Annotated in this window: 13 protein-coding genes and 1 pseudogene; 11 read left to right on the top strand and 3 right to left on the bottom strand. The window is 59.6% G+C overall.

Going from position 1 to position 23,463, the window contains the following annotated elements; all coding sequences use genetic code 11:
* Both ACW9IR_RS21830 and ACW9IR_RS21825 read left to right on the top strand, forming a co-directional pair.
* Positions 1–4,658: pseudogene (locus ACW9IR_RS21830) on the top strand (LapA family giant adhesin); the annotation flags it as partial.
* Positions 4,659–4,807: 149 nt separating this feature from the next.
* Positions 4,808–5,146, top strand: a complete 339-nt coding sequence (locus ACW9IR_RS21825) for a hypothetical protein (protein WP_007918987.1) — start codon at positions 4,808–4,810, stop codon at positions 5,144–5,146.
* 603 nt (positions 5,147–5,749) lie between these two features.
* Here ACW9IR_RS21825 and lapD read toward each other — a convergent pair.
* Both lapD and lapG read right to left on the bottom strand, forming a co-directional pair.
* Positions 5,750–7,696: a cyclic di-GMP receptor LapD gene (gene lapD, locus ACW9IR_RS21820; RefSeq protein ID WP_102899667.1), complete on the bottom strand. Its 1,947-nt coding sequence runs from the start codon at positions 7,694–7,696 to the stop codon at positions 5,750–5,752.
* Between the two features lie 14 nt (positions 7,697–7,710).
* Positions 7,711–8,403: a cysteine protease LapG gene (lapG, locus tag ACW9IR_RS21815; RefSeq protein WP_095122342.1), complete on the bottom strand. Its 693-nt coding sequence runs from the start codon at positions 8,401–8,403 to the stop codon at positions 7,711–7,713.
* A gap of 197 nt (positions 8,404–8,600) precedes the next feature.
* Between lapG and ACW9IR_RS21810 the strand changes: the two genes are divergently transcribed.
* The 5 genes from ACW9IR_RS21810 to ACW9IR_RS21790 all read left to right on the top strand — a co-directional run bounded on the left by ACW9IR_RS21810 (position 8,601) and on the right by ACW9IR_RS21790 (position 15,656).
* The gene (locus ACW9IR_RS21810) at positions 8,601–9,311 is read left to right on the top strand and encodes a GntR family transcriptional regulator (protein WP_102899668.1); all 711 of its coding nucleotides are present in this window, start codon (positions 8,601–8,603) and stop codon (positions 9,309–9,311) included.
* A gap of 746 nt (positions 9,312–10,057) precedes the next feature.
* Complete coding sequence (locus ACW9IR_RS21805; RefSeq protein WP_457465107.1) at positions 10,058–10,834, top strand: DUF3050 domain-containing protein; 777 nt, start codon at positions 10,058–10,060, stop codon at positions 10,832–10,834.
* On the top strand, positions 10,831–11,760 hold the full coding sequence (locus ACW9IR_RS21800) for a diiron oxygenase (protein WP_457465106.1): 930 nt from the start codon (positions 10,831–10,833) through the stop codon (positions 11,758–11,760). The genes ACW9IR_RS21805 and ACW9IR_RS21800 overlap by 4 nt, the downstream gene beginning before the upstream one ends.
* Positions 11,761–11,773: 13 nt before the next feature.
* On the top strand, positions 11,774–15,166 hold the full coding sequence (locus tag ACW9IR_RS21795) for an amino acid adenylation domain-containing protein (RefSeq protein WP_457465105.1): 3,393 nt from the start codon (positions 11,774–11,776) through the stop codon (positions 15,164–15,166).
* 22 nt (positions 15,167–15,188) lie between these two features.
* Positions 15,189–15,656: an SRPBCC family protein gene (locus ACW9IR_RS21790; protein WP_102899672.1), complete on the top strand. Its 468-nt coding sequence runs from the start codon at positions 15,189–15,191 to the stop codon at positions 15,654–15,656.
* 150 nt (positions 15,657–15,806) lie between these two features.
* On the opposite strand, the gene ACW9IR_RS21785 is transcribed toward ACW9IR_RS21790, so the two are convergent.
* Positions 15,807–17,687, bottom strand: a complete 1,881-nt coding sequence (locus ACW9IR_RS21785; protein ID WP_102899673.1) for a methyl-accepting chemotaxis protein — start codon at positions 17,685–17,687, stop codon at positions 15,807–15,809.
* A gap of 303 nt (positions 17,688–17,990) precedes the next feature.
* Between ACW9IR_RS21785 and ACW9IR_RS21780 the strand changes: the two genes are divergently transcribed.
* From ACW9IR_RS21780 to ACW9IR_RS21765, 4 genes are all read left to right on the top strand, one after another.
* Positions 17,991–18,491, top strand: a complete 501-nt coding sequence (locus tag ACW9IR_RS21780) for a sigma-70 family RNA polymerase sigma factor (RefSeq protein WP_102899688.1) — start codon at positions 17,991–17,993, stop codon at positions 18,489–18,491.
* Entirely contained in the window at positions 18,491–19,492 is a 1,002-nt protein-coding gene (locus tag ACW9IR_RS21775) for a FecR domain-containing protein (protein WP_102899674.1), read from the top strand. Before ACW9IR_RS21780 ends, ACW9IR_RS21775 begins: the two co-directional genes overlap by 1 nt.
* Before the next feature lie 86 nt (positions 19,493–19,578).
* A complete protein-coding gene (locus ACW9IR_RS21770; protein WP_102899675.1) occupies positions 19,579–22,083 on the top strand; it encodes a TonB-dependent siderophore receptor in 2,505 nt (834 codons plus the stop codon).
* Positions 22,084–22,160: 77 nt separating this feature from the next.
* Positions 22,161–23,339 (top strand): PepSY-associated TM helix domain-containing protein, encoded by a 1,179-nt coding sequence (locus ACW9IR_RS21765; protein ID WP_457465104.1) that lies wholly within the window; start codon positions 22,161–22,163, stop codon positions 23,337–23,339.
* The last annotated feature ends 124 nt before the right edge of the window (positions 23,340–23,463 follow it).

Genomic DNA, 23,463 nt, shown 5'->3' with positions numbered 1-23,463 from the left:
AAACCCCGGTCAGCACCACCGTGACCGACACCGTCGACACCACCAACCTGTCGCTGTCCGCGACCGGCACCGTGGCCGAAGGTGGCCAGATCACCTACACCGCGACCCTGACCAACGCCGCTGGCTCGCCAGTCACCGTGACGCTGAGCAACGGCTCGGTGATCACCATCGACGCTGGCAAAACCAGCGGCACCGTGACCGTTCCAGCCCCAGCCGATGACGTCTACAAAGACGCCGGCAACGTCCAGGCAACGATCAAAACCGCCACCGGTGGCAGCTTCGAAAACCTGGTCACCAGCACGGTTCCGGCCGTGACCAGCGTCACCGACACCATCGACACCACCACAGTGAAACTGACCGCGACCGGCTCTGCGGCTGAAGGCGGCAACGTCGTCTACACCGCCACGGTCGGCGCAGCCGTGACCGGTTCGCCGGTCGTGGTGACCCTGGCCAACGGTCAAACCATCACCATCGGCGTCGGCCAGACCACGGGCACCGCGACCACCACTGCGCCAAACGACGCTTTGACCGGCCATGCACCGCTGACCAACTCGATCACCAATGTGACTGGCGGCAACTACGAAAATCTGGTGGCCGACAAAACCCCGGTCAGCACCACCGTGACCGACACCGTCGACACCACCAACCTGTCGCTGTCCGCGACCGGCACCGTGGCCGAAGGTGGCCAGATCACCTACACCGCGACCCTGACCAACGCCGCTGGCTCGCCAGTCACCGTGACGCTGAGCAACGGCTCGGTGATCACCATCGACGCTGGCAAAACCACTGGCACCGTGACTGTTCCTGCACCGGCTGACGATGTCTACAAAGATGCCGGCACCGTGCAGGCGACCATCACCGGCACCAATGGCGGCGGCTTCGAAAACCTCGTGACCAACACCACGCCAGCTGTGACCAACGTCACCGACACCATCGACACCACCACCGTCAGCATCACCGGCAGCAGCTCTGTGACCGAAGGCCAGACCGCCAGCTACACCGTCAGCCTGAACCACCCTGCGCAAACCGAAGTGACCCTGAAAATCGTCTACAGCGGCACCGCCGCCGACGGTTCGGATTTCACTGGCGTTTACACCGTGAAGATCCCGGCAGGTGCGAGCAGCGCGCAGTTCAATGTCGCCACCATCGATGACAAGATCACCGAAGGCACCGAGAACTTCGTGGTCAAGATCGATTCCGCCACCGGCGGCAACTTCGAGAACCTCGCGGTCAGCAGCACCAACGGCAGCGTCAGCACGTCGATCATCGACAACGATGCGCCGCCGGTGCTCGACCTGGATGCCAACAACTCCAGCGGCGCCACCGGTGCCGACTACAAGGTGACCTTCACCGAAAACACCCCGGGCGCCGGCGTGTCGATTGCCGACACCGACATCAGCATCACCGACCCGGACAGCACCATGCTCACCGGTGCCACTGTGGTTCTGACCAACCGTCAGGACGGCGATGCGCTGAATCTGGGCAACAGCGTCAACGGCATCACCATCAATGCCAACAGCACCAACGGCACCGTCACGCTGACGCTGTCCGGTAACGCGACGCTGGCCGACTACATGCAGGCCATCAAGAACATCAGCTTCACCAACGGCAGTGAAAACCCGAGCACCGTGCCACGGATCATCACCGTGACCGTGACCGATGGCGGCAACTACTCCAACACCGCGACCACCACGGTCAACGTGGTAGCGGTCAACGACGCACCGGTCGCTGCACCGAGCAATGTCACCGGTACCGAAGACACCCCGCTGATCCTTGGCTGGTCGACCTTCGGCGTGACCGACGTCGACAGCCCGGCCAGCAGCCTCGGGGTGAAAATCACCCAGCTGCCGGGCGAAGGCAAACTGCAGTATCTGGACGGTTCGACCTGGAAAGACGTCGCCAACAACCAGACCTTCAGCAAGGCTGACATCGACGCCGGCAAGCTGCGCTTCCTGCCGGATGCCAACGAGTCGGGCGTCAATGGTTACGGTGGCAGTGGTCTGGGCAACAACCAGGCGGACTACGCGCAGATCAAGTTCCAGCCAACCGACGGCCAACTGCTGGGTAACACCGGCACCGTGAAGATCGACATCACGCCAGTGGCGGATGCGCCGACCGTGAGCGTGGCCGACAACAGCGTGAAGTCCACCGGCCTGATCAAGGAAGTCTGGACCGGCCTGTCGGGTCTGGGCACCAACGGCAATGGCGCGGATTCGACCACGTTGAAAAACGTCATCGACGGCGCTGGCACTCCGAACACCAGCACCAATGTGAACAACGTGCAGTCCGACGGCAGCGTGACCGCCGGCACAGCGTCGAAGACCTCGGGCCTGATCTATCTGGAAGCCGGCAAGACCTACACCTTCAGTGGCATCGGCGATGACAGCCTGTTGGTCACCATTGGTGGCAAAAATGTGGCATCGACCACGTGGGGCGTGGGCGGCAACCTCAACGGTTCGTTCACCCCGACCACCAGCGGCTACTACACCCTGGACATCTACCACCACAACCAGAGCGGCCCGGGCAGCTACGACGTCAATCTGTCGGTCAACGGCAGTACGCCGATCGACCTGAGCAGCGCCGGCGTACCGATCTACACCGGCGTGAAGGATCTGGTGAACTCGGGCGTGACCGTCTCCGATCTGCACGGCACTAACGGCGAAGGCTATTACGACGGCTACAAACTCAACACCGGCGCCGAAGGCACCACGGTGAAACTGTCGGCAATCACCACCGCGCTGACTGACACCGACGGCTCGGAAACCCTGAGCGTGAAGATCAGCGGCGCGCCGGTCGGCTCGGTGCTCAGCGATGGCGCGGGGCATACCTTCACCGTCACCGCCAGCAGCGGCGACGCCAACGTCACCGGCTGGAACCTCGGCAGCCTGACCGTGACCCCGCCGCCGTACTACAACGGCCAGTTCAACCTGACCGTGACCTCGACCTCCACCGAGATGGTCGGCGGCTCGGCCAGCAGCACCGCGACCATTCCGGTCACCGTGGTGCCAGCGGTCTACAACGCGGTCGTGGCAACCTCGGGCGACGACACTGTCACCGGCACCGATGGCAACGACATCATCGTCGCCGACATCGGCGGCCTGACCGTGGTCCCGGGCACCAACTACAACATCGCGTTCATGGTCGACAGCTCCGGCAGCATGAGCGCGTCGTCGCTCAACGCGGCCAAAGACTCGCTGACCTCAGTGTTCAACAGCCTCAAGCAGAGCCTGGGCGGCAGCAATTCGGGCACGGTGAACATCTTCCTCGTCGACTTCGATACCCAGGTCAACAAGTCGGTGTCGGTGAACCTCAACGACCCGAACGCGCTGACCCAGCTCAAAGCGGTACTGGACTCGATGGCCTCCGGCGGCGGCACCAACTACGAGGACGTGTTCAAGACCACGGCCAACTGGTTCCAGAGCGCCGACGCTGTGGCCAACACCGGCGCGAAGAACCTTACTTACTTCATCACCGACGGCCAGCCGACCTACTACCAGAGCGGCGAGCAGACCAACCCGACGCTGTACGGCAACGTGAAGCTCGACGATGTGGTGAAAACCAGCAACTACAAGCCGGGCGATACCTTCAGCACTTATATCGACAATACCCATGCGTTGACGATCAACAGCGCCGGTACCGTAACCCTGCAAACCTACAATTCGTGGTGGGGCTGGAGCAGCTCTAATCTGGGCACCATCCACGCGCAGGGCGACGGCACTTATGAGTTGTCGAGCCTGGCGGGTACCGGCAACAGCACCAACTCGTCAACGACCAGTAACTCGACCAGTGGCTTTGCCTTGCTCAGCGGTCTGTCGAACGTCGAGGCTATCGGACTGAACAACGATGTCAGCCTCAACGATCTGAAGCCTTATGATTCGGATAAAACCCCGCAGACCAACATCGATCCGAAGGACCTGGCCAACTCGATCATCGGCCACACCGAAGCGACGATGCCGGGCAACGACACCGTCAGCGGTGGCGACGGCAATGACATCCTGTTCGGCGATCTGGTGAGCTTCAACGGCATTGCCGGTGAGGGTTATCAGGCGATGCAGGCGTTCGTGGCCAAGGAAACCGGGGTCGATGTCAGCAAAGTCACCACCAGCAACGTGCACCAGTACATCACCGAGCATTATCAGGCGTTCGATGTGTCCGGCGCGCATGACGGTAACGACACGCTGTTGGGTGGCGCGGGCAATGACATCCTCTTCGGTTCGGGCGGTAACGACTGGCTTGATGGCGGCAAAGGCAATGACATCCTGCTCGGCGGCACTGGCAACGACACGCTGATCGGCGGTCAGGGCAACGACATCCTGATCGGTGGTTCGGGTGCCGACACCTTCGTCTGGAAGGCGGGCGACACCGGCAACGACGTGATCAAGGACTTCAAGGCCAGCGAAGGTGACCGCATCGACCTGCGTGATTTGTTGCAGGGCGAGACCGGTAGCACCATCGATAACTTCCTGAAGATCACCACGGTCGACGGCACGTCGTCGCTGCAAGTCAGCTCGGCGGGCAAGTTCAATTCGGGCGACGCCGCTGCGGCAACCCCGGATGTGACGATCAAACTGGAAGGCAACAACTGGTCGAGCGCCAACATTCATAACCTGATTGCCGGCAGCGACCCGACCATCAAGGTCGACCACAACAACAGCTGATACGTGAACAAAAACGGCCGCCCTTCTGGGGCGGCCGTCACGTTTGTGCGGTCCGGACCGGTGACGATTGCGTCGCCGCCCCGCATACTCGCGCGCAGTTGGCTATGCTGCTGACAGCATGACGCTGGTTCATTTCCGAGGGATGCTCAATGTTTTACGTGCAACGCGATGCGCAAGGTCTGTTGATTCGCGTGGAAGCCGCGGCCTACGCCGAGGCCACGGAAACGCTGCCGGCCGACAGCCATGAAATCCAGGCCTGGTTCGCCAATGAAGTGGTGGAAACCAGCCTGAAACAGCTCAAGCAGAGCGACTTTGAAATGATTCGGGTACTCGACGACCTGATTCAGGTGCTGACCCAGAAAGGCGTGATCCGCGTCACCGACCTGCCACCGGCGGCTCAGGCCAAGTTGATGGACCGGACACAGGCGCGGGAAGCGTTGGGCGGGTTGAGTCAGTTGATTGATGAGGATGAGGGCGGGTTGATCTGATCCGCTCAGAATCAAAGGCCTACCCTCACCCCAGCCCTCTCCCCGAGGGAGAGGGGGCCGACCGAGGTGTCTGGCGTTATACATCGACCTGAGAAATCGAGTCGATTATGGATTCAGCGCAAATCATTCACGTCGGCGTACTTCCCGAATATCCCCCAATCAGGCCCTTCTCCCTCTGGAAGAAGGGCTGACCGAGGTGTCTGGCGTCGTACATCGACCTGAGAAATCGAGTCGATTATGGATTCAGCGCAAATCATTCACGTCGGCGTACTTCCCGAATATCCCCCAATCAGGCCCTTCTCCCTCTGGAAGAAGGGCTGACCGAGGTGTCTGGCGTCGTACATCGACCTGAGAAATCGAGTCGATTATGGATTCAGCGCAAATCGTTCACGTCGGCGTATTTCCCGAATATCCCCCAATCAGTCCCTCTCCCTGACCGAGAGGGGCCGATCGAGGTGTCTGGCGCCATACATCGACCTGAAAAACCGGGTCGATTATGGATTCAGCGGAGCTCTTTCACGTCGGCGTATTACATCAATATCCCACGGTCGGTCCCCTCTCCCTCTGAGAGAGGGCTAGGGTGAGGGTTGCTTTTGCGATGACTCACCGCCAAGGCTTCGGTTCACCCAACAACTGCCCCTGAACCCCATACAAACCCATCTCACGAATCACCGACAACTCCCCCTCTGTCTCGACCCGCTCGGCAATCAGCGGCAGATCGATGCTGTGCGCCGCACGCTGGATCGCCTCGATGAACAGACGCTTGTCACTCTCCTGATCGATCGCACGAATGTAACTGCCATCGATCTTCAAGTACGCCAGCCCCAGCCGCGCCAGGTTGCCGATCATGCTGAAGCGCCCACCAAAGCGCTGCAGGCTCAGCGAGAACCCGAGTTCGCGCAGGCGCCGGGTCAACTGCTCCAGCACCGCCTGCTCGGGCAATTGCTCCTCGCCGATTTCCAGGGTCAGGCGCTCGCCCAGGTTGGAATGCGCGCGCAAAATCTCGAAGACTTTGTTCAACGCCTGCGGATCCGCCAGGGTCGCCGAAGACAGGTTCAGCGCCAGCGAATCTTCATGTTCCTTCATCTGCTCCAGCACGCGCTCAAGCATCAGGCGATCCAGCCGCGCGGTCCAGCCGAAGCGCTCCAGCCACGGCAGGAAGCGCCCGGCCGGGATGGTCTGGCCCTGATCATCGAGCAAGCGCGAGAGCACTTTGTAATGCAGCACCAGTTGCGTGTCGGCGGCAGCCACCACCGGCTGGAAATACAGCTCGAAACGCTGCTGACTCAAGGCTTGATCAAGCAAGCGGTGCCAGGCGTGGTGATCGTCGCCAACATCCGCCGTCAGGCTCTGATCGATGCAGGCCCAGTTCTGCTCGCCCTGCCCTTCGGCTTGCGCCAGCGCCTGATCGCCGAGGGTCAGTACTTGTTGCGGCGAATCGCCGTGAGTGAATGGCGCCAGGCCGATCGACGCCACCGCAGCAACGTCGGTCGCGCCGGTGGCATGCAGACTGCTCAAGGCATTGTCGAGGTTCTGCGCCAGTTGCAGCGCTTCTTCACGAACCAGCCCCGGCGCCAGCACGGCGAATTCGCCGCCGCGAATACGGGTGACGAGATTCTGGGTTTCCGGGTACTTGGCGCATTCGCGGGACAATTGTTCGCCAACTGCTTTCAGCAGTTCATCGGTGCGCTGGCCACCGAGACGCTGGTTGAGCCCGGCCAGATCCTTGACCCGCAACAGCAGCAGATAACCGGAGCTGGCCTGCTCCGGGTTGCTCACGCGATTGTTCAACTGCATCTCGAAATAACGCCGGTTGGCCAGCCCCGTCAGGTTGTCCTGATAAGACTCGGCACGCAGTTTTTCACTGCGCTCGGCCTGCTCCTGAAACAGCGCCTTGAGCTTCTCAACCATCTGGTTCATCGCCTGCACCACGCGACGCAATTCAGGCGTGCGCGGCAGATCCGGCAGGCTGAGGAATTCGCGCCGGGCGATGGCGTGAGACTGTTTGACCATGTAATCCAGCGGCTTCAATTGCCGGCGCAGCAGCAGTGCCCCGAGCACCGCACTCACTGCGCCGCAGATCAGCAGCCAGCCAAGGCTGCCCAACGCGCTCTGCCAGAGTTTGGCCACGGCGAACATCGGATGGCTGACCACTTCGACCCGCGCCGCCTGCTCCCAGCCACGGCTGACCAGCGCATCGCCACCGGCCGGTTCCAGGCCGATCAGTTTGACGAACCAGTCCGGCACATTAGTGACGGCCGGAATGCCATTGCGCTCGACAATCGTCTGGTCAGTCTTCAGATCGACCACGCGGATGCTCGCGTAGTAGCCACTGTCGAAAATCGAGCTGACCAGCAGCTCGACCATCGCCGGGTCGTCGATATTCGGCGTCAGCGACAAGGCCAACGCGGTCGCGGCGTCCTGGGCGTGGGAACGCAACTGGTTGACGTACTGGGTGCGCGAGCTTTCCAGGCTGACCATGAAGCTGCCGGTGAAGGCGACCACCAGGAACAGACAGATAGCGATCAACAGCTGTTTGAACAAAGACATCTGAGCGCGTGCTCCTAGTTAGTCGTCTCGACCGGGAAACCTTCGGCCTGCATTTTCTTCAACACATCCTGCCAGCGTGACAGGCGTTTGGTATCACCGACCTTCTTGTTGCCCTTTGCGCCCGGCAGATACAACCCCTCAGCATTGAAAGAGTAGACCGGCAGCAAATCGGTTCGCTGCGACGCCGGCTGGATCGGGTCGATCAGGCTGTCGAGCACCAGCGGCATGGCATCGGGGGTGGCATAGTAAGTCAGGACCATGTGCGCGCGGTTCTGGCGCAACGCTTTGACATAGGTGATGCGCAGCTTGTCACTGGAAACCCCGAGGTGGCGCAGGCTGAAATACTTGGCGATCGCATAGTCTTCGCAGTCGCCAGCGCCTTTCCACAGCGCCTCGATGGGCGTTTCCCAGTAATCGACTTCGTGCCACAGATCGATGTCCTCGACGTAGCGCACCTGTTTGTTGAAAAACAGGTTCACTACTTTGAGCTTTTCCATCTCGTTGACTTGTTTCTGTGTAGCCAACAGATTTTGCCAGGCATCGATGCGCTGCTGCCCGGCACCCAGTGGCCCATAGAGAGCCGTGGCTTTGCGGCTGATCGTGGAAAAATCCCAATCGGCATGCAGACCGCCCAGCATGACGCCGGCCAGCAGCAGTGCGCAGCCTAGCCAGCGCAGTGTCCGGGGGATCGCGAAACATACCGCCACAGCAGGTTTCCAGAGGGCAGGGAGGAAAGCGTTTGATGGTGAAGCTTAGCCCGGCAAAAAACAATGGCACCATGAGATCATCCTCGGCGCGCTAAACTTCATTGGGCACCACGATGTTTTACAAGGTTTGACAACCTGTAGAGCAATCACTAGTGTCATTTGGATCCAAATCAGGCCGACATACAGGGTGCGTAGTCGTGACACAGAAGCCCAAACCGCTGCACAGCATTAAAGTCGATGGACCGATTCCTGCGCATCTGGCCCGGTCGGTGATCGAAGAAACCCTGCGTTCGGCAATCCTCGATGGTCGTCTGCCCTGCGGCACGGCGCTGCGCCAGCAGGATCTGGCCGATCTGTTCGGCGTCAGCCGCATGCCGGTGCGCGAAGCGTTGCGCCAGCTCGAAGCCCAGGAACTGCTCAGCGTTACCGCGCACAAAGGTGCGGTGGTTGCGCCGTTGATTCAGGGCGATGCCACCGAAACCTACGAGCTGCGCATCCTCCTCGAATCCGAAGCCATGCGCCAGTCGATTCCGTTGCTGACCGCTGCCGATCACACTCGCGCCGCCGGTTACATCGAAGAACTGGAGGCGCAACACGACTACACGGAAATCGGCCGGCTCAACCGTTTGTTCCACATGGCCCTGTACAGCAAGGCGCCCAACCAACGCTTGCTGCGACTGGTCGAAGACGGACTCAACGAAGAAGAACGTTTTCTGCGCTTCAACCTTGAGGCCATGGGCCTGGGCAAATTGTCCCAGGACGATCACCGGGCAATGCTGCAAGCCGTGCAGGATCGTGACGTTGAACTGTCAATCAAACTCCTCGAGCAGCACCTTAATCGGGGCGTCGAGGTGATTACCCGCTATCTCGCGACCCCCGCCGCACAAAGCCGCAAAGCCGCGCGCTGAGCGCGCACCCTCCGCGAATCACTCTCTTACAAATCCCCAAGCGATCTGCCAGCCCTCGGGTGGGCGGATCCGCCTGCCCGCTCTAACCTCCCTGCGCCGCTCAGCTCAAAATTTGCACCGTGCCGATGACGAATCGGTAATAGCCGTGGCGCTCATTTACCCGCACTCTTGAACGGCCAACCCCATAAAGAACGGGCGACGCGCCGCCCTGACGGCGCAGTCCCCGCACCAGGAACCTACGGAAGGAGCCTTGCCACGGGAAAAAGGAAGTCATGGCGCGGGGTCACGGCCAACTTCCGCCCTTTTAAATCATTCAACTCTTATTACTGGAAAGTTGCTTCGAGTGAGGCATTCACTCTTATCGATCAATTTTGGCCGTTATTCGCCGAAAGGAGCAACTACGCCCAAATAAAACTTCAGCCAAAAGTTTTATCGGAACTACTCAACTTTAAAAAACAGCAAACTTAAAATAATTAAAAATGTACTTGTTAAATACTTTGTCGGTGTATTAGTTTTTCTTCGCCAAGTTTGAACTTCACCCTTCACCTCGGCACCCACCCAATGCCTGCGGTACAACAGCAGCGCCTTATGGGCAGACATGAAGCCATGTCACAGATATATCCGGTCCGCACTTACCTATCAGGAAGGAAGGCTGTCGTCCGCCGACAGAAAACAAGTAAGTCGTAGTTTTACAGATTGCGCAGTTACCCGAGCAGTTCCATTACATATCAACGATAAAGGACATCATGATGCCCACCAAGAACCAACTCGCCCTGAAGAAAGCCGAACTTAGTATTCACCCGATCTTTTCCGAGATCACTTCGTTATCGGTCTTGCGTCGCTTTATGGAAACCCACGTGTTTGCCGTTTGGGATTTCATGTCGCTGACCAAACGCCTGCAGCAGGAACTGACCTGCACGCGTTTGCCGTGGCTGCCGCCGCGTGATCCTCACGCCGCCCGGTTGATCAACGAGATCGTTCTGGGTGAGGAATCGGATGATCGTCTGACCGAAGGTCATTACAGCCATTTCGAGTTGTACCTGGATGCGATGCGCGAAATCGGCGCGAGCACCACGGCCGTGGAGCGCTTTGTCGCCCTGCAACAGGAAGGCGTGAGCTATGACGTCGCGCTGCAAAGCGTCGAAGTTGATCCGGCCGCCGCGCAGTTTGTCCGTGACACCTTGCGTACCGCCCTGCATGCCCCGGGGCACAGCGTGGCGGCGGCGTTTCTGCATGGTCGCGAGAGCGTAATCCCAACCATGTTCCAGCGCATTCTCGACGACTGGGGCATCGGCATCGAACAGGCGCCGACCTTTCGCTACTACCTGGAACGGCACATCGAGGTCGACTCCGAAGATCACGGCCCGGCGGCAGAACACCTGCTCGAGCGTCTGGTCGACGGCGATCCGCAGCGCGAGGCCGAGGTCTACGCCAGCGCCATCGCCGCCGTGGAGAGCCGCATCGCCCTGTGGGACGGCCTGCGCCTGAGCATGCGCGAACCGTTGGCGGAGGTGGCCCAATGAACGCCGCCGACTATCAATCCTTTGCTGACGCCTGGGAGAACCGCGCGACCATCCGCACTCGCCCGCGGCGCGTGCTCGAAGACGACGAGCGGCTGATCTATCCGCTCAGCCGCCAGCCGCTGGTGCTCAGCGAAACCTTCCTGCGCGAGTGCCCGCAACAACGTGATTTCGCCTTGGTGCAGACGCTGTACAAATTCATCAACGACGTAGTGATTTTCGAGACCGAGATCGTCGACAAGACTGCGCGCAGCATCGCCAAGAATCGCTTCGCCGTGGCCTTCCCGTTTGCCTGTCGTTACGACGCGATGACCGTGGTGGTCGACGAGGATTACCACGCCTTGGTGGCGATGGATTTCATGCAGCAAACGGTAGCGATGACTGGCATCGAACCCATTCAGTTGCCCGATGAGATCGAACTGAGCCGGGCCATTCCTGCGGCTGTAGCGCTGGCACCGGAACACCTGCGCAGCGCGATGGAATTGATCTGCGTGGCCATCGCCGAAAACACCGTGACCGGCGATGTCGCCGCGTTCGCCCGCGACGACTCGGTCAAGCCGTCGATCAAAGGCCTGATGGCCGATCACTTGCTCGATGAGGGTCGCCATTCGAGTTTCTGGGCGCGAATGGTGCGCATCTATTGGCACACCGCCAGCGCGGCGGATCGCGAAACCATCGCGCAGATTCTGCCGGTGTTCATCGGCCATTACCTGACCAACGACATTCAGAAAGCCTTCGACCTGCGCCTGATCAACGCACTGCCGGTCAGCGAGGCCACGCGCCGTTCGCTCAGGGACGAAATGGCCGGGCTCGCGTTCCCGATCAATCGCCACCATCCGCTGGTGGGCAACATCGTCAAGTTCTTCCACAACAGCTCGCTGCTCGACACGCCGTGCGTGCAGCACGCCTTGCGCGATTACCTGGTTTGATGAGGAGGCCGACATGAAACGTCTCGACATTTTGCTGATTGGCGCCAGCCAGGCCATGACCGACCTGGCGCAGGAACTCGAACAACACGGTCACTCATTGCAGCGCAGCGGCGTTGCGGCATCGACGGTGGATTTGATCATCGACGATGGCTTCATTGGCGCTGGCGACTTCTGCGCCATCCCGCACCTGCATCTGCGTTTGGGGGTCGGTGCACAAAGCGCGGCGGGTTTACCGACACTCGATCTGCTGTGCTTCCTCGGCTCGTCACTGATCAGTCGTGTACCGATCGGCGATGAGCCGTCCGGCAACGGTCAAGCTCTGCGGCAAAGGGCGCTGACGCAGGTGGTTGACGAAGTGGCGCTGCTGGTCAGCCGCTTCTCCCGCGATGCGGAATATCTTCAGCAGGCCGTATCTGTGCCTGCGCCGGATTTCGAGCGGATGGAAAACCTGCTGTTTCTCGACAGCCTGGCGTACGTCCATCGCCTCAATGACACGGCCAATCCGGCGCTGCTGAAGCAGGCGCAGCTCCCAGTGATCGAACGCCTGCAACAGAGCCTGATCCATCACGCCGAACGACCTGCGCTGCACCTCGCCGAACAGTCGATCAGCTATCGGCAACTGCACGCCCACAGTCGCGCGATCCAGCAGCGCTTGCAGCCTTTGCTCGAGCAACATCCGCGACCGTGGGTGGTGGGCGTCTGCCTGCCGAAAAGCCCGGCGCTGTTCGCCTCGATTCTGGCGATCCTCGGCAGCGGCGCGGTGTATTTGCCGCTGGAGCCGAGTCATCCGTTGCAGCGCCAGCGGTACATTCTGCAAAACTCGGGCGCGTTGTTGTTGCTGCATGATGGCGAGCATCCGCTTGGCGAAACCATGGCGGGGCTGGATGTCAGTCACATCACCAGCGCAGACGCGGATCTGAGCCAACCGCTGATGTGCCGACGCCCAGAGCTCGATGCGCCGTGCATGGCGCTTTACACCTCGGGCACCACTGGCCATCCAAAAGGTGTGCTGCTCAGTCAGGCCAACCTCGCGCACTTCACCGCGTGGTACGCCGATTACGTGCAGTTGCAGGCAGAAAGTCGGGCCTTGCAGTTCTCATCGCTGAGCTTCGACTCATCACTGATCGACATCTTCCCGACCCTGCTCGAAGGCGCCGAACTGGTGGTGCCCGACGACACACAACGGCGCGATCCGCTGCAACTGGTCGCGCTGATCCGCCGCCGGCAACTGACCCACGCATTCCTGCCGCCAGCGCTGTTGAGCATCCTGCCGCTGGAGCAACTGGAAGGCGTGCAAGTGATGACCGGCGGCGATGTCTGCGAGCCGTTCGTCATTGAGCAACTGACCCGCCAGGGCACGCTGCACAACCTTTACGGCCCGACCGAAGCGACGGTGCTGATCACTGCGCGTCAGCTCAAACCCGACGACAGCAACCGCAGCCTCGGCGCGCCGATCGCCAACAGTCAGGTGCTGATTCTCGATGACAATTTGCAACCGGTGCCGCAGAACACTGTCGGCGAATTGTTCATCGTCGGCCCCGGCGTCTGCCTCGGTTATCTGAACAATCCACAGCAGACCGCCGAGCGTTATCTGACCTTGAATCTGCCGGACGGCCAAACGTTGCGCGCCTACCGCAGCGGCGACATGGCCAGGTGGGGCGGGCACGGTATCGAGCTGTGTGGACGGCGCGACAATCAGGTGAAGATCCGCGGTTTCCGGGTCGAACCGGAAGAGATCGAACGCTGCCTGCGCGAGAGCCAGTTGTACCGGCAGATCGCAGTGGTGATCGACAGTCAGCGACGGATTCTGGCGTTCCTCGCCCAGCCGCAATCGGACACCGCGCGCGAAGCGCTGAAGGCCCACGCCCGGCAGTTTCTGCCCGACTACATGCAACCCGTGGCGTGGACTGAACTGCCGAACATGCCGTTCGCCAGCAACGGCAAGGTCGACCGCAAAGCGCTGCTCGCACTGCCAGTGAGCGTGCAGGACAGCGGGCCAAAATGCCTGCCGGCGAATGCTGATGAAGCACTGCTGCTGGAAATTTGGGCAGAGTTGCTGGAGCTGCCTAACAGCGATATATCCACCGACGAAAGCTTCTTCAATCTCGGTGGCCACTCGATCCTGCTGTCGCGCATGTTGCTGCGTTTGCGTGAGGAATTCGGGCGCAGCATTTCGATCAATCGCTTCATCGAACTGCCGACCATCATCAAACTCGCCACGCTGGTGCGCGGAACCGATGACAGCGCGGTGCTCAGCGCCCAAGCCATGGCCGACGCCGAGCGTGCGCTGGAAATCGAACCGCTGCCGATCAGCCGTATGGGCGATGTGCACAAGGTCATCGTCACCGGCGCCAACAGCTTTGTTGGCGTGCACATCGTCGAAGCGCTGCTCGGCTGGGGCGCCAGCGAAGTCGCGTGTCTGGTGCGCGATGGCGGCGGGCAAACGGCGGCGCAACGCTTTGCCGAGTCACTGCGGGAAAACCGTCTGGAGCATCTGGATCTGAGTCGTGTGCGGGTTTACGCGGCAGACATTACCCGTCCGCAACTGGGCTTGAACGACGAGGACTATCAACGCCTCGATCGCGAGTTCGGCGCGCTGGTGCACAACGCCGCCAACGTCAATCACGTCCTCGATTACGAGTCGCTGGCGGCGGACAACGTCGAGCCGATTTTTGCCCTGCTGCGTTTGTGCGAAGGGCAGAGCAAAAAGGTTTTCAATTTCGTCTCGACGCTGTCGGCTTCAAGTACGGTCGACGACGCGGGACGAGTGCTGGAATTGCCTGCCGCGCCAACGCCGCCGATCTACATCCGCAACGGCTACAACCTGTCGAAATGGGTCGGCGAGCGCATCCTCGAACGAGCGCGGGAGCGTGGTGTGCGGGTCAATCTGTATCGCCCCGGCAACATCAGTTTCAACAGCTTGAGCGGTGTTTGTCAGCCGCACAAAAACCGTTTGATGCTGATGCTCAAGGGCTCGATTCAGCTCGGTCAGGTGCCGGCCTTCGCGCTGAATTTCGACCTGATGCCGGTGGACTTTCTCGCCCGCTTCATTGCCTTCCACGCCAGCCGTTATTCACCCGAGCGTGCGGTGTTCAACCTGCACAACCCCGAGCCTTTGAGCTGGGACGCCTACGTCGCTTCGTTCCGTGAAACCGGCAGCGAATTCGCGCTGGTCAGCGTCGCCGACTGGCAACAGCAATTGGCTCGGGTCGACGCCGATAACGCGCTGTTCGGCGTGCTCGGTTTCTACCTCAACGGCTTTGAAGAAGACATCGGCGATATCTCCCTGATCGGCCACGCCAACGCTGAAGCCGGCGTGCAGCAGATGGGCGCGCACTACCCGCAGAAATCCCCGGCGCTGCTGCGTCGCGGCTGCGACTACCTGAAACAAATCAACTTCATCTGATCCATCAAAAAGGAGCAACACCATGAGCAATTTGCAACCGGACACCCTGATCAAAAACCCGCATGGCTGCCACGTTGTGTCGTCAGTGGAAGTACCGGCGGACGCGGCGCAAGTCTGGGCGGTGGTCGGCGACTTCGGCGGTTTCGACCGTTTCATTCCGGCGCTGTCGCACATCGAAATGACTGGCGAGGGCGTGTCCTCGCTGCGCAAGAAATGCTTCAAGGACGGCAACGTGGTGGTCGAGCAACTCAACTCCCGCGATGAGCACGCGCGGAGCATGACCTGGACGACGATTTACAACACCTTGGGGGTGGCGAATCTGTGGGCGGCGATGAATGTGGAGTCGCTGGGCGCAGGCAAGTCCCGGGCGACGTGGACGATCATTGCCGAGCCTGCTTCGGGGGGTGAAGAGGCGCTGCCGGGGTTCAAGGAGTTTGTGCAGGGGTTTGCGGATGATGCGATGGGGAATGTGCTGAGGCTGTTTGTTTAAGGCTTAAGGTTTGCGGTGAATGCACCCCCGCAATCGCTGGCAAGCCAGCTCCCGCAGGTTTTGTGTTGTTCACCGAACTTGTGAACGACATGAACCCTGTGGGAGCGAGCTTGCTCGCGAAGAACGGTAACGCGGACTCCAATCTGAAGATCAGATTTTGAAACTGTCGACCAATTGCTTCAGGCGATTGGCCTGCTGCGACAACGCATCACAATCCTTCAACGTTTCATTGAGGTTGGCCACGCTCTGCTGGTTCAACAGGTTGATCTGGTTAACGTCGACGTTGAGGGTTTCCACCACGGCGGTCTGCTCTTCGGTCGCCGCTGCCACCGACTGGTTCATCCCGTCGATTTCGCCGATACGCTGGGTCACGCTGACCAGACGCAAACCGGCCTGGTTGGCCACTTCCACGCTCTGCTCGCTGGAGGCCTGACTGGCGTTCATGGTGGTTACCGCTTCGCGCGAACCGATCTGCAGCGAAGTGATCATCTTGTGGATCTCTTCCGCCGACTCCTGCGTGCGGTGGGCAAGGTTACGCACCTCATCCGCCACCACGGCAAAACCACGTCCGGCTTCACCGGCACGCGCCGCTTCAATCGCGGCGTTGAGCGCCAGCAGGTTGGTCTGTTGCGAAATGCCTTTGATCACATCAAGGATGTGGCCGATGTTGTCGGTGCTGGCGTTCAGGGTTTCGATCTGCGTGCACGACAGGCTGATCTTCTGCGACAACTCGGTCATCGCCAGAATGGTTTGCTCGACCACCTGACGCCCGTCATCGGCCTGCTCGCTGGCGCCGCTGGCGTGTTGCGAAGCATCGGCGGCGTTGCGGGCGATTTCCTGGGTGGCGGCGCCCAACTCGTTGATCGCGGCAGCCACGCTGTTGGTGCGTGCGCTTTGCTCGTCAGAGCCGACGATCGAGGCGTTGGACGACGCCATCACCCGTTGCGACAAGTCATGCACATGACGGGTTGCCGAGGACACTTCGGAAATCGACGCATGAATTCGTTCAACGAACTGGTTGAACGCGCTGCCCAATTCACCGAACTCGTCTTTGCTCTCGACCACCAGACGACGGGTCAGGTCGCCCTCGCCCTGAGCGATGTCCTGCATCGCACGGCCCATGGTGGTCAGCGGACGCATCAACACATTGATCAACAGGCTCAGCAGCAAGGCAATCGCGGCCACGGCGACAAACATGGCGATCAATGCCGAGGTGCGGAATTGGCTGAGTGCGGCGTAGGCTTTGTCGCGATCGATCGACAGACCGATGTACCACTGCGCATTCGGCAGGTCGCTGACCGGAGTGAACGACAGAATGCGTTCCTGGCCGTTAAGCACGACGTTCTGGTTGCCCTTCTCGATGCGCACGCTGGTGTTCGGATAGATGTCTTTCAGGTTTTTCATGACCTGATCTTTGTCCGGGCTGACGATCACCTGACCGTCGGCGCTGACCAGAAACGCATGGCCGAGGCCACCGAAGTCCACCGAGTTGATGATCTTCACCAGGGTTTCCAGGCTCAGGTCACCACCGACCACACCGAGCAACTCGCCGTTCTTTTTCACCGGCATGGCGATGGTCACTACCAGGCCACCGACAGCGGCCATGTACGGCGGCGTCAGCATGGTTTTGTCGGCGACAACCGCTTGCTTGTACCAAGGACGCTGACGCGGGTCATAGCCGTCCGGCATCTTCGCGTCAGGGCGCTGGGTGAACACACCGTTGGCCTGACCGACATAGGTGAACTGGAAGTTCGAAGTGAACGCTGATTGATCGACCAGACCCGGGAAGTCCGCGTCCTTACCCTGATGGGCAACGTTCTGCGCGAGGTTTTCCAGCACCAGAATCCGCCCGCTCATCCAGTTCTGCACGCTGCTGGCGGTCAGATCACCGGCCTGCTGTACAGAGGACTGGAGGTTCTGGCGAATGGTGTTTCGCTGCAGATAATCGTTGTAGAGGGTGAACAGCGCGAACGCCAGGACCACGACGCCCGAGGCGGCCAACAGGATTTTATGGCTGAACTTGAGATTCATTTCATGGGACTTCTTATGCGAAAAGTGGGGATGCGTTCCGGATGCAACATTCCATGTACAGCGCAGGCAGCGTTCTTCAGGCTGCTCTACTTTGGTGCGCGCATGTCTCACCAGTCTGTCGGCACGTGTCGGAGAAATCTTAGGGCTGAGCGGGAAATGGATGGCATTTCTGGTGGATTCCCGCCGAACGGCGTGCCAGAGCGTTCTCCCCGATGTTTTCAGGGCTGATGTTCGGGCGGCAGTTGCAAATTTCGTAACCCTTGATGACAATGCGAGTAATTATCATTTGTGACGTTCGCGTTCATGCCCTCACCTGAGTTTGCAGTACAGGCGCTTTACAGTAGTCATCACGGCTGGCTTAACGCTTGGCTGCGCGCGCGGCTGGGCAATGCGGCGGATGCAGCCGATCTGGCTCAGGACACCTTCGTCCGCCTGCTGCAACGCACCGAACGTCTCGAACTCAAAGCGCCTCGCGCCTTCCTGCGCACGATTGCGCGTGGGCTGGTGATCGATCATTGGCGCCGTGAGGAAATCGAACGTGCCTATCTGGAAACCATCGCCCATTTGCCCGAAGCCGAAACACCGAGTGCCGAAGCCCGGGCGCTGGTGATCGAACTGCTAGAGAGCATTGCGCGGATGCTTGAAGGACTGAAGCCGAAAGTGCGTCAGGCGTTTCTGTTGGCGCAGTGCGAAGGGTTGACCCACAAGCAGATCGCCGAACAGATGGGCCTGTCGTTACGTTCGGTTGAACGTTACGTCGCCGATGCGCTGTATCACTGTTATGTGCTGCGGTACGAAAGCTGATGCCTGTGGATAATCTTTCTCTGAGCCGCCGCACCGAGCCGCAGCAACAGGTGGTCAAGCAGGCCATTCACTGGCTGTTGCGACTGCGCAACAATCACGGCAATCCGCGTCTGAACCGCCAGTGTGAACAATGGCGCGCCGAACACCATGAACATGAATTGGCCTGGCAGCGGGTGCAGTCGCTGCAAGCCGAACTGAGCAACAATCTACGCGCGGTGCCAGGTGCGCAAGTGGCGTTCAACACGCTGGAAAACAGCGCGCAGAGTCTGGGCCGGCGACAGGCGTTGAAGCTATTGTCTGGCGCATTGCTGATGGGTTCCGCTGCATGGCTGGCCAAGGACAATGCCGCGTGGCAGCAATGGAGTGCCGATTACGCCACCGCGACGGGCGAGCGGCGCGGCTTCCAGTTGCCGGACGGTACCCGGATCGAGTTGAACACTGCCAGCGCGGTGGATCTGGATTACACGGCGCAACAGCGCCTGATCAAGCTGACTCGCGGTGAAGTCATCGTCACGTGTGGTGGCGCCGACGAGGGCGCGCCGACTGATCGGCCGCTGCGGGTACAAAACCGTCACGGCACTTATGAGCCGGTCCATGCCCGATTCATCCTGCGTCAGGACAATGATTGCACACGGCTCAGCGTCACCCATGGCCAGGTGGCCATCCACTCCGGCGGCAACTCGATAGAAGCACTCGCCGGGCAGAGTTATCTGATCGACCATCACCAGGTCCGCCCGGCCCCGACGCTGGACATGGACGCTGGCGCCTGGGTCGATGGCTTGATCGTCACGCGCAATATGCGTCTGGGCGACTTTCTCGCGGAAGTCGCGCGTTATCGGCAGGGCTTTCTGAACTGTGCGCCGCAAGTGGCGGAGCTGCGTCTGTCCGGCGTATTCCGTTTGGAAGACACCGACAAACTGCTGGCGATTCTGCCGCAGACGTTGCCGGTGCAATTGCGCTATCGCACGCGTTGGTGGGTGACCCTGGAACGTGCGGTCTGAAATTTTTTGGCGGGTTTTTGCAGCAAGTCCGGCTTGGTCAGTAAGCACTTCAACTCAGCCTTCGCGACTGCCTACGGAAACCTACAATGACTGTCCGCGCCACCTGTAAGAACTCTCCGAATTTCACTGCCGAATCGGGATTGCTGCGCCAAGCTATTCGCGCGGCGCTGTTTTCGACTGCACTGGGCGTTGTTTTGATGCCTTCCTTGAGCATGGCGGCAAATCCCGCGGCCAGTGCAGTCAGCCACCGCTACAACGTGGCTGCAGGCCCTCTCGGTGAGGCGCTGAATCAGTTTGCCCGTCAGGCCGGCATCACGTTGTCGATGACGCCGCAGCAAACTCAGGGACTGCAATCGCCAGGTGTACAGGGTGAGTACTCGACCGATCAGGCGCTGAGCCATTTGCTCGGCGGTTCGGGTCTGGATGCGGTCAGCCAGGACGGCAGCAGCTACGTCCTGCGTCCGCTCGCTGAAACCGAAGCACTGGCCCTGCCGACCACCGACATTAAAGGCTTCGCCCTCGGCAACGCATTGGGCAGCATGGATGGCTACAACGCCACTCACAGCCAGATCGCCACCAAGACCAGTACCGCGTTGCTGGAAACCTCGCAGAGCGTGTCCGTGGTCACTCGCGAGCAAATGGACGATCAGGGTTCGCAGACTGTCTCGCAAGCGATGCGCTATACCCCGGGCGTGCTGACCAATCCGTACGGCGCGACTCATCGCTATGACTACGTGGCAATGCGCGGCTTCAACGACGGCTCGGTGGACAACATCTACCTCGACGGCCTCAAGTCGATGGGCGATAGCGGCACTTACAGCACCATGCAAGTCGACCCATATTTCCTTCAGCGCGTGGACATTCTCAAGGGACCCTCGTCGGTGCTGTACGGTCGCAGCTCGCCGGGCGGCCTAGTGGCACTGACCAGCAAGAAACCGCTGTACCAGGCTTACCACCAGGTTCAAGCGACGGTCGGCACGCAAGGTCAGCGCGGGGTCGGTTTTGACTTCAGCGGTCCAGTCGATGACGACAAGCGTATTGCCTATCGTCTGACCGGCTTAACGGATCAGTCCGACACACAGTTCGACCACAACAAGGAAAAGCGCTTCGCCCTGGCACCAACGCTGAGTATCGATTTCAGTGAAGACACTTCGCTGACCTTGCAGGCTTATCTGCAACATGATCCGGATGGTGGCTACCACGGCGGAGTGCCGGCCGAAGGCACGATCCATCAGCGCAATGGCAACCGCATCTCGCCACACTTCTTCGAAGGTGAACCAGGCATCGATGGTTATTCGCGTGATCAGCAATCGTTCGGTTATCAGTTTGAACATCGCTTCAACGATGTTTTCACCGCAAGGCAGAATTTCCGCTACCTCGACTCCAAAGTGAACATGGATCAGGTCTACGCCTACGGCTGGACCTCGCCGACCAGCAACGAGCTGAACCGCTACTACACCGGCGGAGATGAGCGTCTGCATGCGTTTATCGTTGATAACATGCTCCAGGCTGAATTTTTCACCGGTGCAACCAAACATACTGTGCTGATGGGCGCGGATTATCAGCGGCGTAAAACCGTGGTCGACTGGACCAGCGGCGGTCTTGCAGCGATCAATGCGTTCAATCCGGTGTACGGCAATTCGGCGATCGACATGTATGGCGAGACCAGTTACCTGCGCCGTCTGGAACAGACCGGGGTTTATCTGCAAGACCTGATCGAGATGGACAAATGGCGTTTCTCGCTGGGCTTGCGTCAGGACTGGGTCGAGACGTCGGACGAAAACCGTATCGCTGAGGCCGGACGTCCGGTTGGCACAGAGATCAATGATCGCCGCACCAAACTCACCGGCCGTGCCGGCGCGCTGTACCTGTTCGATAACGGTTTGGCGCCCTACATCAGCTACTCCGAATCGTTTAACCCTAACTCCTACGCCGACAGCGCCGGTAATCCGTTGGCGCCTACCGACGGTACGCAGTGGGAAGTCGGTTTGAAGTATCAGCCGCCTGGCACTGACAATTTGTTTACTGCGTCGCTGTTCCGCGTCGATCAGGAAAATCTGGCGACCAAACTGCCGCAGGAAAACTTTTATCGCGCGGTCGGCGCTGTGCGCTCGCAAGGCCTGGAACTGGAAGCGCACATGCAGCTGACAGACAACCTCAAAGTACTCGGCAGCTACACTTTCACCGATATCGAATACTCGAAGTCGATGGTCAGCACCTTGAGCACACCGACCGATGTGATCGAGAACAAAGGCAACTCACCGACGCAGGCCCCGCGTCATATGGCGTCGTTGTGGGCGGACTACAAGTTCGACAGCGCGGCCCTCGATGGCCTGCGACTCGGCGGCGGCATGCGTTATGTCGGCTACAGTTGGGCGGATGCGGAAAACACCCTGAAGGTGCCCTCTTACACATTATTCGATGCCTCGATTGGTTATGACTTGGGCAAAGTTGGCTTGAAGGGCGTTGATGTGCGTCTGAATGCGAACAATCTGACCAACGAGTCCTACGTCGCCTCCTGCGCCAGTCTGAACTTCTGCTACATGGGCGAAGAGCGCAACGTCGCGGCAACGGTCAGCTACCAGTTTTAAGCCTTTGTCCGGTGCATAAAAAAGCCAGCCCCTGAATGTTCAGGGGCTGGCTTTGTCGTTTCTATGGGGAAATTCTCATGCGTGCGTTTCTGGTGTTGTTGCACCGCTATATCGGCTTGGCCACCGCAATTTTCTTGCTACTCGCCGGCGTGACCGGGAGCATTCTCGCGTTCAATCATGAGTTGGATGAATGGTTGAATCCGCAGTTTTATGCGGCGCCTGCACAGGGTTCGCGCCTGCCACCGGGCGAGTTGGTTGATGCGGTGCAATCTGCACATCCGAAGTTGCAAGTCTGGTACATGGAGTACCCGAGTGAAGCTGGACACACTGCGTTGCTTGCAATGGTCCCGCGTAATGATCCGTCAACCGGCAACCCGTTCGATGAACGTAATCAGGTGTTTTATCTGGACCCGGTGAGTGCTGAACAAAAGGGTCAGCGGTACTGGGGTGAGTGCTGTTTTCAGCGGGAGAACTTTGTCCCTTTCATTCTCGAGTTTCATTACAACCTGACATTGCCGGGAAACTGGGGATTATTGCTGATGGGGTTGGTTGCGATTGCCTGGGTGATCGATTGCTTCGTTGCGCTATGGCTGACATTGCCGCGAGGAAAGCCGTTCTGGAAGAAGTGGTCGAAAGCCTGGAAAGTGAAGGGTGGGCATGCCTATCGGCTGAATTTCGACCTGCATCGCGCAGGAGGATTGTGGTTGTGGTTGTTGCTGCTGCCAATCGCCGTCAGCAGCGTGGCCATGAACTTGCCGAGTCAGGTGTTCAAGCCTGCGGTGTCGTTGTTTTCGCCAATTGAGCCGAGCGTCTACGAAGCCAGAGGGCGAATGCCCACCTCAGAGTTGGGGGTGACGAAATTGAGCTATCAAAAGGCATATGAGAGGGCGTTGCAGGAGGGGAAAAGGTTAGGACTGACGGCGGCAATCGGGGAGTTGTATTACAGCTTTGAGTACAACTTTTACGGCGCAGGATTTGGACAGCACGACACCGAAGCCCATGGCAAATCCTGGTTGTTCTTTCATGGTACGGACGGGCGCTTGTTAAGGCAGGAGATTGCAGGACAGGGGACGTTGGGAGAGCAGTTTTATCGGTTGCAGCTACCGATACATGGAGGACGGATCATTGGAGTTACAGGTCAGGTAATGATCACGTTGCTAGGTATTTTGATTGCAGGCTTATCGGGGACTGGCGTCTACATCTGGTGGCGCAAATGGCAGGCTCGACGTATCAGCAAAGTACGTAAAGCTGTTTGATCATTGGTTTTGCAGGCCCTGAAATGACAAAACCCCTGTCTGCGTTAGCAGACAGGGGTTTCGGAATTCAATCTTGACGATGACCTACTCTCACATGGGGAAACCCCACACTACCATCGGCGAT

It is taken from the genome of Pseudomonas sp. SDT291_1_S447, assembly GCF_054070155.1.
Note: the sequence above shows the minus strand (reverse complement) of the source record. Positions and strands in the feature narration are given on the sequence as shown.

Coding starts and splice junctions, on each gene's coding strand:
- ACW9IR_RS21825 (WP_007918987.1), top strand. CDS start 4,808: ATGTTTTACGTGCAACGCGATGCGCAAGGTCTGTTGATTCGCGTGGAA.
- lapD (WP_102899667.1), bottom strand. CDS start 7,696: ATGTCTTTGTTCAAACAGCTGTTGATCGCTATCTGTCTGTTCCTGGTG.
- ACW9IR_RS21805 (WP_457465107.1), top strand. CDS start 10,058: ATGATGCCCACCAAGAACCAACTCGCCCTGAAGAAAGCCGAACTTAGT.
- ACW9IR_RS21800 (WP_457465106.1), top strand. CDS start 10,831: ATGAACGCCGCCGACTATCAATCCTTTGCTGACGCCTGGGAGAACCGC.
- ACW9IR_RS21795 (WP_457465105.1), top strand. CDS start 11,774: ATGAAACGTCTCGACATTTTGCTGATTGGCGCCAGCCAGGCCATGACC.
- ACW9IR_RS21790 (WP_102899672.1), top strand. CDS start 15,189: ATGAGCAATTTGCAACCGGACACCCTGATCAAAAACCCGCATGGCTGC.
- ACW9IR_RS21785 (WP_102899673.1), bottom strand. CDS start 17,687: ATGAATCTCAAGTTCAGCCATAAAATCCTGTTGGCCGCCTCGGGCGTC.
- ACW9IR_RS21780 (WP_102899688.1), top strand. CDS start 17,991: ATGCCCTCACCTGAGTTTGCAGTACAGGCGCTTTACAGTAGTCATCAC.
- ACW9IR_RS21775 (WP_102899674.1), top strand. CDS start 18,491: ATGCCTGTGGATAATCTTTCTCTGAGCCGCCGCACCGAGCCGCAGCAA.
- ACW9IR_RS21770 (WP_102899675.1), top strand. CDS start 19,579: ATGACTGTCCGCGCCACCTGTAAGAACTCTCCGAATTTCACTGCCGAA.
- ACW9IR_RS21765 (WP_457465104.1), top strand. CDS start 22,161: ATGCGTGCGTTTCTGGTGTTGTTGCACCGCTATATCGGCTTGGCCACC.